Consider the following 11430-nt stretch of genomic DNA (forward strand, 5'->3'; position numbering starts at 1 on the left):
CATCCGTGAAAGAGGAGAAATGAGCCCTTCCGAAACCAACCGCCGCGGCACCCTCGATGCCACCGGCCTGCGGGAGTTGATGAACTCCGGCCACGCGCCACGCGTGCTGGACGTGCGTACCCCGGCGGAGTTTGAGACGTCGCACATCCCCGGCTCCTACAACGTGCCGCTAGACCTGCTCAAGGAGCACCGCCAGGAGTTGCGTGACCATCTGGACGAGGACGTCGTTCTGGTCTGTCGCTCCGGTGCCCGCGCCACTCAGGCCCAGCAGACCCTGGCTGGCGTCGGCCTGCCGAACCTGAAGGTCCTCGACGGCGGCATCATGGCCTGGCAGGCGGCCGGCGCGCCAATCAAACATGGCGCCCCTCGCTGGGACCTCGAACGCCAGGTTCGTCTCGTCGCCGGCTCGATCGTGCTGGTCAGCGTTCTCGGCTCGGTGTTCGTACCGCAGCTGAAATGGGTGGCCGGGTTCATCGGCGCCGGTCTAACCTTCGCGGCCGTCACCAACACCTGCGCCATGGGGATGATGCTCGGCAAACTGCCGTACAACCGGGGCGCCAGCCGTGACGTGGGCACCATCGTCGGCCAGTTGCGCGACAGGACCGGTGAACGCGTGTGACTCCGACCCTGGCACTGACCATCGGACTGGCCGTGCTGATCGGGGTCAGTCTGGGGTTGCTCGGAGGTGGCGGATCGGTTCTGGCCGTGCCGCTGCTGGTCTACGTCGCTGACCTGCCCGTGAAAGAAGCCATCGCGACCTCGCTGCTCGTCGTCGGCGCCACCAGCGCGGTGGGCGTCATTCCGCACGCCCGCGCCCATCGGGTGCGCTGGCGCACCGGCCTGATCTTCGGCTTCGCCGGCATGACCGGCGCCTACGCCGGTGGCCGCCTGGCCGAGTTCATTCCGGCCGGATTACTGCTCACCGGGTTCGCCGTGATGATGCTCGCCACCGCAGTCGCGATGATCCGCGGGAGGCGCAACGCCGACGGCAGGGCGGTGCCGCACGAGCTGCCGGTGCTACGGGTGATCCTCGACGGTGTGGTGGTTGGACTGGTGACCGGCCTGGTCGGCGCCGGCGGTGGCTTCCTGGTGGTGCCCGCCCTGGCGCTGCTCGGTGGCCTGCCGATGCCGGTCGCGGTCGGCACCTCGCTGGTGGTGATCGCCATGAAGTCCATCGCTGGCCTGGCCGGCTACCTGTCCAGTGTGCCTATCAACTGGGGCCTCGCGGCAGCGGTCACCGTCGCCGCCATCGCGGGCAGCTTCGCCGGTGGACGGTTCACCGGTCGGATCCCGGAGGACATCCTGCGCAAGGCGTTCGGCTGGTTCGTCGTGGCGATGGGCGTGTTCGTCCTCGGTCAGCAACTGCCCGAAGACCTGCGGACCAACCCGCTGCTCTGGGCCGGCGTTGGCGTCGCCGCCGCGATCTCCGTCGTGTTCACCGTGCTGAAGGGCCGGAGGCAGGCGCAGTCGCCACCACCGTCCACCTCGGTGTCATCCGGACGGCATTCCATGGGTAACGATTCCCACTGATGGATTTTTTATCTACGTGATCAAGTGGCGGACGGGCCTGTTCGTGGCAAGGTGTTGATCTGCCCGGGTGGCGGGCGCGGACCTAGTCACGCAGGGAGTCAACGTGGCCCATCCCGACCTGCAGGCCGAGGACGTGGACCAGCACGCCGCAAGCCCTGCGATACCCCGGCAGCGGTTGGTCCCCGCCCGGCGGTCCCGAGCGGGCGTCGCCGACAGCGCCGTCGCCTGGCGTCCGCTGCGGATCGCGATGATCGGCCAGAAGGGGATCCCGGCGACCTACGGCGGGATCGAACGGCACGTGGAGGAGATGGCCAGCCGCCTCGCCAGCTACGGGCACGAGGTCACGGTCTACTGCCGTCGCAGCTACGGCGAGACACCCGCCGACGGCTACCGGGGCGTACGGCTGCGCCAGACCCACACGATCGCCAGCAAGCACCTCGACGCCATCGTGCACGCGGCGACCTCGACCATGGCGGCGATGACCGCGCGGCCCGACATCGTGCACTACCACGGGCTCGGGCCGGCCCTGGTCGCCCCGCTCCCGCGTGCCCTGTCCCGGGCGCGCGTGGTGCTGACCGTGCACGGGCTGGACAACCAGCGGAGCAAGTGGGGGCTCGCCGCGCGGGCGGTGCTGGGCAGCGCCCACTGGTTCAGCGGGTACGTCCCGCACCAGCGGGTCGCGGTCTCCCAAGGGCTCGCCGCCCACTACTCAGCCCGGTTCGGCCGTCCGACGACCTACATCCCGAACGGCGTGAACCCGGCCCGACCGGCGCGGACCCGTCAGATCCGGGAGCGGTTCGGGCTGACCCCCGGCGGCTACCTGCTGCTGGTCGGTCGGCTGGTTCCGGAGAAGGCGGCCGACCTGCTGATCCGGGCCTTCCGCCGGACCGAGACCCCGATGCGCCTGGCGATCGTCGGCGGGTCGTCGTTCACCGACGACTTCGTGGACCGGCTGCGCCGGGAAGCCGGCGCGGACGACCGGATCGTCTTCACCGGGTTCGCCTACGGTGACCTGCTCGCCGAGCTGTACGCCGGTGCCGCCGGCTTCGTCCAACCGTCCCGGTTGGAGGGACTGCCGTTGACGTTGCTGGAGGCGGCCGCGTACAGGCTGCCGGTGGTCGCCAGCGACATCGCGCCGCACGTCGAGGTGCTCAAGGCCGACGCCGCCGGCGGGCGGTTGTTCCGCGACGGCGACGAGGACGACCTGGTCCGGGTGTTGACGTCGCTGCTCGCCGACCTGCCGGGCGAACGCGCCGGTGCCGTGGCGCTGGGCGAGCGGATCACCAGCAGGTACAGCTGGGACACTGCCGCCCGTGAGTTGGAACAGCTCTATCTCCGGCTGGCTCCGGAGCCCGGCCGACGATCCAGGGCACGACAGGCGGGGGCCGCCGACTGACCGGGCGGCGTCAGCCAGGGGAGTGTCGGATCAGCCCCCCGGAGGACGGAGCAGTCGGTGCAACGGCCCCTTCTGCCGTCGAGGTGACAGGACTAGATTGAACCGATCTTGTGCCGGGAGGACATCGGTTGGCCGCGCCCGGCAGCGGCCGGGCAACGCCGATTCAATTCAGTGGGATCAGTGGAACAACACACGCAGCAGGTCACCCCGCTCATGACCAGGCGGCTCGACCCGACCCGCCTGTTCACCGGCGGAGCGGCGCTGGCCGCCGCGGTCCTGGCGGTGGTCGCTGGTGTCTCCATGGCGGCCGGTGACCGCAGGGGCATGGTGCTGCCGCTCGCGGCGGTCGCGGGGATCGCGGTGGCCGTCCTCGCGCTGACCCGGTTCGCCGGGTACGTGCTGCTGATGCTCGCGGTGCGCTCCTGCGTCGACCTGTTCAAGCTGACCGGCCCGAGCGCCGGCCAGGCCGACTCCGCCGGAACGGCCCGGGCGGTGGACCCCTCCACCCTGCTCGCGGTGCTGTTCCTCCTCGCCGCCGGGCTCTGGCTGGCCGCACAGCTCAGCCGGCACGGGCGGCTGCGCGGCTCCCCGCTCAGCTGGGCCATGCTGCTCGTCGGCGCCAGCAGCGTGGTCAGCGCCCTCGGTGCCAGCCGGCCGGCGAACAGCCTGTTGGAGGCGCTGCGGATCCTCACCGTGGTGGTGATGTTCGTGGTGCTGGAACAACTCATGCCGGACACCGCGGCGATCCGCCGGGTCCTGCTCGCCTGCTACGCCTCGCTGGTGCTGGCGCTGGGCTACACCGTCGTGCTGTCGCTGCTCGGCAACCCGCCAGCCGAGGTGAAGGGTGACTTCACCCGGATCAGCGGCACGTTCAGCCAGTCGACCACGTTCGGCCGCTACCTGATGTTCATGGTGATCTTCGGGTTCGCCGTGTACCGCTTCCTGGATCGTCGCCTGCGGGCGTCCCTCGGGGTGCTGCTCGCGCTCTCACTGCTGTTCCTGCTGCTCACCAACACCCGCAGCGCCCTGCTCGGCGCGGCGATCGGCCTGGTGGTGGTCGCGGCGCTGCACCGCAGCAAGCGGATGCTGGTCACCCTCTGCGTGGTGGCGGTCGCCGGGGTGGCCCTGGTGCCCGCCGTCGGGGAACGCTTCGCCCAACTCGGTACGTCGCGCGCGGTCGGCGGAGACCCGACCGGAAACACCCTGGCCTGGCGGATCGGCTACTGGACCGAGATCGTCACGCTCGCCGACCGGAACCCGGTGACCGGCATCGGGCCGAACATGACCCAGCGTGAGACCGACGAGGCGAAGAAGCCGCACAACGACTTCCTGCGGGCGTACGTGGAGACCGGGCTGCTCGGTCTCGGGGCGTACCTGCTGATGTTGTTCGCCTTTCTGCACACCGCCCGGACCGCGCTGCGGCGCGCGCCTCCGGGCAGCTTCGAGCGTGGCGTCGCCGTCGGGTTCACCGGCTGCGCCGCCGCGTTCGTGGCGGTCAGCGCCGCCTCCAACGTCATTTCCAACGTGGTCACCCTCTGGTACTTCGTCGCGTTCGCCGCGGCGGCCAGCGTGATCGCCCGCCAACCGGCTCCGAACCTGACCGGCGAGCAGCCACGAGGCACGTCCGTCCCGGTTTGACTGAACGACAGCATTGGGGAAAAAGTGGAGATCGTCGACTACCTGCGGGTCGCCCGGCGGCGCCTCTGGGTACTCGTGGGGGTGCCGGTGCTCGCCACCGGCGCCGCGGCCGCCATCGTCCTGTTCGCGCCACAGCAGTTCAGCGGGACCGCGTACGTGGCGGCGCCGGCGTTGGTGGGCGGCGCAGCCGGGACGCAGTACACCGGTACGCAGGCGGCGAACCAGTTCGTCGCGGCGTTCGGCGCGGCGGTCACCTCGCCCCGCGTCCTCGCCGACGTGGCCGCTGACACCGGGGTGCCGCCGGAGCGGTTGCGCGACGGGCTCGCCATCACCCAGGTCGGCGCGAGCAGCCAGTTGGAGGTCACGTACACCGCCGGCGACCGGGCGAAGGTCGCGCCGGTGCTGACCGCGACCACCACCCGGGCGCTGGCCTTCCTCTTCTCCTCCCAGGTCGGCATCGCCACCGGTGAGGTCGAGGCGGCCAACGCCGACGTCACCGCGGCGACCAAGGCGATCGGTGAGTGGGAGAAGACGAACAAGGTCTCCCAGCCGGACCGGATCTACCAGGCCACGCTGGGCGAGCTGACCAGCCTGCGCCAGCAGCAGCTTTCCATGCAGGCGGTCGGCAACGGCCGAGGTGTCGACGCGGCGACCGCCGCGATCACCGCCGCCCAGAAGAAGCTCGACGAGCTGGGGCCGAAGCTCCCCGACTACCAGGCCCTGCTCGCCCAGCGGGACGCGGCGACCAACGCCCTGTCCCAGGCACGGGAGGGGTTGCAGGCGGCGCGGGCGCAGGCCCAGGCCGCCGATCCGAAGCAGGTGACCAGCATCGGCGAGGCGCACGAGGTGAGCCGGATGACGGAGCTGGTGCGCACCGCCCTGCCGGTGGGCGGCGCGGGTCTGCTGCTCGGGGTGCTGCTGGTGGGCGTACTCGAACTGCTCTCCCGGGGTCGTGCCGCCGCTCGGCCGGTGGCCCCGGCGGCGACCACCGCGGCCTCTCCGGCACCGGCGGAGACCGTGACCGCGGCACGGCCGTGACCGTCGGAGAACGGGCCGCTGGATGCGCGAGGTGACCGGCCGGTCGTCGGCCGCGCCGGAGGCCGGCGACCAGCAGGTACGCGGCATGGCCCGCGGCGGTGTGCTGAACCTGGGCAGCGCCGTGCTCAGCCAGGTGGCGCTCTTCCTGGTCATGCTGTTGCTGGCCCGGGTGCTGGGTGTACGCGAACTCGGCCGGTACGCCCAGGTCTACGCCGTGCTGTCGCTGCTGGGGCTGCTCTCGCTCTCCGGTTTCCGCGCCGGGCTGACGCGTTTCGTGGCGGTGCACCTCGCCGACGACGAGCCGGCCGCCCTCCGGGGCGCGATCCGCCTCGGGATCGGCATCTCGGCCGTGGCGTCCACAGTGATCGCCCTCGGTCTGGCGGTCGGCGCACCGTGGCTCGCCGACGCCCTGCACGATCCGCAGCTCACCACCGGGCTGCGGTTGGCGGCGCTCTGCCTGCCCGCCGCCACCGTCTGCGAGGCCGCGCTCGCGGCGACCCGGGGTTGGCGTACGCAACGGGCCTACGCGCTCATCGGCCAGGTCTACGAGCCGGCCGCCCGGCTGGTGCTCACCGCGCTGGCACTCGTCCTCGGGGCGGGCCTGACCGGCGCATTCTGGGCGCTGGTGGCGGCGAGCTGGAGCGCTGCCGGACTCGCCCTCGTGGCGCTCGCCCGGATGGTGCGCCGGGTGCCCGCCGCCCGTCCCGCGTACCGGCCGGGCGAGCTGTTTCGGTTCTCCACCGTCAGCTGGGTCTCCTCGCTGTCGTCCACCGGGCTGATCTGGGTGGACGCGTTGCTGCTCGGCTTCTTCGACTACGGTCCCGACGCGATCGGCGTCTACCACGTGGCGACCCGGCTGGTCACGATCGCGGTGTTCGTGCTGGCACCGGTGAACGCCTCGTTCGGTCCGCACCTGGCGCACCTCTACCACCAGGGTCGACTGGACGAGGTCCGCCGGATCTACCGGGTCGCCACCGGTTGGGTGCTCCGGCTGTCGTTGCCGGCCTTCGTGGCGTTGCTGGTCTTCCCGGAGCAGTTGCTGCGGCTGGTCGGCGGGCCGGGTCTGGCCGGCGGTGCGGCGGTGACGGTGGTGCTGGCGCTCGGCCAGCTCGTCAACGCCGCCACCGGGCCCTGCGGGACGCTGCTGAACATGTCCGGCCGGGTCTCGGTCAACATGATGGACAACCTGGCGGCCCTGCTGCTCAACGTCCTGCTCAACCTCTGGCTCATCCCGGCGTACGGCATTCTCGGCGCGGCCGTGGCCTGGGCGGTGTCGTTGGCGGCGGTGAACGTCGCACGGGTCTGGCAGGTGCGCACGCAGGTGCACACCGTGCCGGTGACCCCGGGCATGGTGAAGGGCCTGGTCGCCGCGCTGGTCGCGATGGGCGTCGGGTTCGGTGTGCGGTGGTTGGTCGAGGGCGGGACCGCGCAGCTCGCGGTCGGTCTGGCCGCGATCGTGGTGGCGTACCTCGCCGTGGTGCTCGCCCTCGGGCTCAGTCGGGAGGACGTCATGGTGTTGCGCTCGGTGACCCGCCGAAATGGTCGACGCGTCCCGGCCGACCCTGCCGGCCCCGCCGACGGTGCCGGTGTGGGCGCCGACCGCCCCGTGGTCCGCTCGTGACCGGCGTCGCGCGGCGTCAGGTCACCGACCGGCTGCGCCGGGGGGTACGCGCGGCGCGGGCCTGGGGACGCGCGGCCCGGCCGGGAGAGCCCGGTCCGCTGCCCGACTTCCTGGTGATCGGTGGGCAGCGCTGCGGCACCACGTCGCTGTACCACCATCTCGCCGCGCATCCCCAGGTCAGGGTGGCCAGCGGCAAGGAGTTGCAGTACTTCAGCGTCCACCACGGTCGGGGGGTGCGGTGGTACCGGGGGCACTTCCCGCGCCTCGCCCCGGGCGAGCGGACGTTCGAGGCGAGCCCCTACTACCTGTTCCATCCGAGCGTGCCGGCCCGGGTCGCGGCGACCCTGCCGCAGGCCCGCTTCGTCGTCCTGCTGCGCGATCCGGTGCAGCGGGCGTACTCGCACTACCTGCACACCCGCTCGTACGGCTTGGAGCCGCTGTCCTTCGCCGACGCGCTCGACGCGGAGGAGGAGCGGCTGGCCCGGGCGACGCGCGGCGGCCCGGACAGCGCCGCCGCGCACCGGGCGTTGCGCAATTATTCGTACGCGGCCCGGGGTCGCTACGCCGAGCAGTTGGACCGGTGGTTCGCGCAGGTCCCGCGGGAGCGGATCCACGTCGCCCGGACCGAGGACCTGCACGCCGACCCGGCCGGCACGTACGGCGACATGCTGCGCTTCCTCGGCCTGCCGGCCTTCACCCTGGAGGTGTTCACCCGGCACACCCGTCGCGTCGACCCTGGCGTCTCCGAACTGACCCCGGCCCTGCGGGACCGGCTGGGCGCGCACTTCGCGCCGCACAACGCTCGCCTTGCCGCCCTGCTCGGCTGGCCCGATCCCTGGCCCGGCTAGCGGACGGTGGCGAGGATCCGGTCCACCGGCTGGTCGGCGCGGAGCAGGACGGGGACGTCGGTCACCGTGGTGCCGCCGCCGGCCGCGCCGAGCGGGGAACCCACCGCCCCGGTCCGTCCGCCCGGTGTCGCCGGCACGGTCACCGGCCTGTTCGACGCCGACCAGAGCACCAGCGTGCTCGACCCGCCCCGGACGAACGCGACCCCGTGCAGTCTGCCGGCCACCGGGGCGGGCAGCGGGGTGACGGTGGCGTCCCGGGCCGCGTCGGCCAGGGCGGCCAGCATCCGGCCGGCGTCCCGTTCGGCGCCGTCCGGGTCGAGCAGGCCGTAGCGGACCTCGCTGCCGGCGGCGTTGTTCGGGTTGTACGCCAACGGCAGCCAACTGATCTCGCCGATCCCGCCGGCGACCAGCAGGGTGACCGTCTTGACCATCTCCGCCGCCCGACTGGCCGGGTCACCGTCGCCGTCGCGCCAGAACTGCCCGACCTCCCACGCCTGGATCGGCACACCCGGCGGTGTGGTGGCCCGCAGGTAGTCCAGCAGCGGGGCCACCCCGCTGAAGTGCTCGTAGAAGTGCACCTGGCGGACGTCGACGGTGCGGTCGGTCAGCAGCGACTCGGTCACCGCCAGGAAGCGCAGGCTGCGGCTGTTGGTCTCGGTGCCGAGTGCCCGGCGCAGCTGCGCCTCCCCGGTCACCGCCGGGATCTGCTGCCCCCGGGTGCCGACCCGACGTTGGAAGTACGCCTGGTAGGCGGCGATGGCCTCGGGCACCCGACCGGCGCGCACCAACCGGTCGGCGACACCCATGCCGTACGCGACGCTGCTGATGCCGGAGTCGACCACCCTCGCCTTCGGGTCGGTCGCGCGGATCGTCTCGGCGGCGGCCCGGACCAGCCGCGCGTAATCCTCGGGGCTGCCGGCCCAGTAGCTCGGCGCGTTGACCTCGTTCTCGATGGCGTACTCCCGCACCCCGTACGGGCCGTAGCGCTGCACCACCGAGCGGACGAACCGCTGGTACGCGCCGAGATCGGTGGGCATGGCCGACTCGGTCTTGTTCGCCGTTCCCCGGGTGTAGCGGGCGGTGCCACCGGTCGCCCAGCACACGCCGGTGCGGATCTTCAGGTGCAGGGTGATGCCCAGCTCCCGGCTGCGCGAGGCGATCTCGTCCAGCCCGGCCCAGTCGACCTGCCCCGAGGTTCGTTCGATCTCGCACCAGGAGATCTCCTCGTACGTCGCCGACCCGGCGAGCCGGCGTAGGTACGGCTCGAACTGCTGGTACCGCGACCAGTCCCAGTGCGCGCCGAACGGGTTGCTCACCTGGTCGGCGGTGCGCCCCGGGGTGCCGGCTCCGGGCGCCGCCGCCGCGGTGGGGGTGGCCGCCGGTGGCGGATCGTCGCCGCCGGCGGTGCAGCCGGCGGTGAGCAGGAGCGTGGCGGCGACGGCGGTGGCGACCGCGCGCAGCCGGCCGGGGCGGCTCACCGGTAGCCCAGCGCGCGCAGGGTCGGACCGGAGAAGACCCAGACCAGCAGGCGGAGGAACGGGTCGAGTTCGCGGCGGTAGCTGCCCACCCGGGAGCCGTAGATCGGCGCGGTGTCGCCCACCGCCGCGCGTCGTCGTTCCGCCTCGGTGGTGTACTTCTGGGCCACGTCGTGCTGCTTGCTCTCGTAGTCGAGGATGCCGTCCTCCCAGGGCTCGCCGAGGAACTCGAAGAGGCCCCGCATCGCCTTCTCCGGCTCGCTGACCGCCTGCTCGTACCGCAGCTCGTAGTAGCGGTCCGCCGGCAGGGCGGCGCCGGCCGCCCGCGCGGCGCGGATGTAGCGCGGCCACTTCACCACGCACTTCACCGCTGACCAGTAGCCGAACCGTTTGCGGTGCGAGACCACCACGTCGCGTCCGTCCCGGATGAGGTGCACGATCTGGGCGTCCGGGAAGACCTCGGTGACGAAGTCGAGCGACATCGCGTACAGCGGGGTCTTGTCGGCCCACCGGGTCTTGCCCCGCGCGGCGGCGTAGTCGGCGTGCACGCCGCCGAAGAAGTCCCGGATCCGGCGCAGCCAGTCCTCGCGCGGAAAGCCGAAGCGGGCCAGTCGTTCCCAGTCCCGGCCGACGATCCGTCGCAGGTCCGGCAGGAACCGGGTCTCCGGGCCGCAACTGATCCGCGAGTGCGAGTCCAGGACGAGGCGCACCATCGTGGTGCCCGACCGTTGGCAGCCGACCAGGAAGATCGGCGCGGTACTGGTTCCGGTCTCAGCCACTGTCGACCGCCTTCGTCGTCTCGGATCGGACGTCGGCCGCGGCGCGGTCGAGCCGGTCGGTCAGCTCGTCGCAGCGGGCCCGGACGCCCGGGTCGATCGGTAGCCGTCGGTCGCCCGCCGCGCCGTGCGCCGTGCGCGGGGCGATGTGCGCGTGCAGCCGGGGATGGTAGGGGAAGTCGAGGAAGGCGCAGAGCCGTCGGAGCTGCGCGGCGGGCTCCGCGACCAGGCTGTCGTAGCGGCAGAGCAGCACGTCGGGCCGTCGGTCCAGACCGAGCTGGAAGAACAGTGAGTTGCGGACGTACCAGAACAGCGCCGCGCCGCTGTGCGGATCCAACCCCTGCGGGTCGTGGGCCCGGATCAGCTCGACCGTGTCGGCGTCGAGGCGTTGCCCCTGCCACCGGCGGCCGATGCTGCCGTCGGCGATCGCGCGCAGGGCCCGCAGGTTCGCGTCACCGAACTTGGCGACCTCGGAGCGGGCCCGGTCGTCGACGTCGCGGTAGACCCAGAGCGCGCGCCCCGGCGTCACCCCCGGCAGGGCCAGCAACTCGTCCACGCGGTGGCTCTCGCAGAGTGGCTTGACCAGGACGTACGCGTGCCGGCTGCGATTGAGGGTGGCGGTCAGCACCGGGTCCGGGCGCAGTTGGAAGCGGTGGAAGACGGTGCTGTCGTTCTCGTTGCGGACCTCGACCTCTCCGGCGGCGTCCAGGCCCCGGACCAGCATGTTCGTGCCGGAGCGTTGCAGACCGACCAGATAGACCGGCATCGCCGAGCCGGGCGCCCGGCCGGCCCGCCGTCGCCAGCGTCGCTTCGCCAGGGTGGTGCCGATCCGCTCGACCGGGTTGAGGCGGTCCTCCTCGATGAGCCGTCCGATCCCCTCGGTACGGGCCCAGCGCAGATGCCGCCGGACCCGCCGCGCGGTGTACGCGAGCGCGGAGACCTCGTCGTCGGCTGCCACGGTCCTCCTCGTCGGACACCGGCCCGGCCCTACATCTGAGCGGGTGCGACCGGCGGCAGCCAGGCTATCGGGAGATCATGGCGGGATGCCAGGCCGCGGACCGCACGGGCAGACGAAGATCACCCGTTCAGCCACATGCCAAACGTGAAC

Annotated in this window: 10 protein-coding genes; 7 read left to right on the forward strand and 3 right to left on the reverse strand. The window is 72.2% G+C overall.

Going from position 1 to position 11430, the window contains the following annotated elements:
- Window positions 1-19 precede the first annotated feature (19 nt).
- The 7 genes from ACFYP0_RS15600 to ACFYP0_RS15630 all read left to right on the forward strand — a co-directional run bounded on the left by ACFYP0_RS15600 (window position 20) and on the right by ACFYP0_RS15630 (window position 8071).
- On the forward strand, window positions 20-619 hold the full coding sequence (locus tag ACFYP0_RS15600) for a rhodanese-like domain-containing protein (protein WP_124858662.1): 600 nt from the start codon (window positions 20-22) through the stop codon (window positions 617-619).
- Window positions 616-1530 (forward strand): sulfite exporter TauE/SafE family protein, encoded by a 915-nt coding sequence (locus tag ACFYP0_RS15605; RefSeq protein ID WP_124858661.1) that lies wholly within the window; start codon window positions 616-618, stop codon window positions 1528-1530. The genes ACFYP0_RS15600 and ACFYP0_RS15605 overlap by 4 nt, the downstream gene beginning before the upstream one ends.
- A 103-nt stretch (window positions 1531-1633) precedes the next feature.
- On the forward strand, window positions 1634-2926 hold the full coding sequence (locus tag ACFYP0_RS15610) for a glycosyltransferase family 4 protein (protein ID WP_124858660.1): 1293 nt from the start codon (window positions 1634-1636) through the stop codon (window positions 2924-2926).
- A gap of 180 nt (window positions 2927-3106) precedes the next feature.
- Window positions 3107-4564 (forward strand): O-antigen ligase family protein, encoded by a 1458-nt coding sequence (locus ACFYP0_RS15615; protein ID WP_124858659.1) that lies wholly within the window; start codon window positions 3107-3109, stop codon window positions 4562-4564.
- A gap of 24 nt (window positions 4565-4588) precedes the next feature.
- Entirely contained in the window at window positions 4589-5602 is a 1014-nt protein-coding gene (locus tag ACFYP0_RS15620; RefSeq protein WP_124858658.1) for a Wzz/FepE/Etk N-terminal domain-containing protein, read from the forward strand.
- A gap of 22 nt (window positions 5603-5624) precedes the next feature.
- On the forward strand, window positions 5625-7223 hold the full coding sequence (locus ACFYP0_RS15625; RefSeq protein WP_124858657.1) for an oligosaccharide flippase family protein: 1599 nt from the start codon (window positions 5625-5627) through the stop codon (window positions 7221-7223).
- On the forward strand, window positions 7220-8071 hold the full coding sequence (locus ACFYP0_RS15630; protein ID WP_158629615.1) for a sulfotransferase family protein: 852 nt from the start codon (window positions 7220-7222) through the stop codon (window positions 8069-8071). The genes ACFYP0_RS15625 and ACFYP0_RS15630 overlap by 4 nt, the downstream gene beginning before the upstream one ends.
- Here the strand turns inward: ACFYP0_RS15630 and ACFYP0_RS15635 are convergent.
- From ACFYP0_RS15635 to ACFYP0_RS15645, 3 genes are read right to left on the reverse strand one after another with little or no spacing between them, the layout of a single operon-like run.
- Window positions 8068-9549 (reverse strand): hypothetical protein, encoded by a 1482-nt coding sequence (locus tag ACFYP0_RS15635; protein WP_124858655.1) that lies wholly within the window; start codon window positions 9547-9549, stop codon window positions 8068-8070. The two genes, ACFYP0_RS15630 and ACFYP0_RS15635, sit on opposite strands and share 4 nt — an antisense overlap.
- On the reverse strand, window positions 9546-10325 hold the full coding sequence (locus ACFYP0_RS15640; protein WP_124858654.1) for a sulfotransferase family protein: 780 nt from the start codon (window positions 10323-10325) through the stop codon (window positions 9546-9548). The genes ACFYP0_RS15635 and ACFYP0_RS15640 overlap by 4 nt, the downstream gene beginning before the upstream one ends.
- Window positions 10318-11280: a hypothetical protein gene (locus tag ACFYP0_RS15645; protein WP_124858653.1), complete on the reverse strand. Its 963-nt coding sequence runs from the start codon at window positions 11278-11280 to the stop codon at window positions 10318-10320. Before ACFYP0_RS15645 ends, ACFYP0_RS15640 begins: the two co-directional genes overlap by 8 nt.
- Between the last annotated feature and the right edge of the window lie 150 nt (window positions 11281-11430).

This window comes from Micromonospora arida (genome assembly GCF_042873195.1).
In the GTDB taxonomy this organism is placed as follows: domain Bacteria; phylum Actinomycetota; class Actinomycetes; order Mycobacteriales; family Micromonosporaceae; genus Micromonospora; species Micromonospora arida.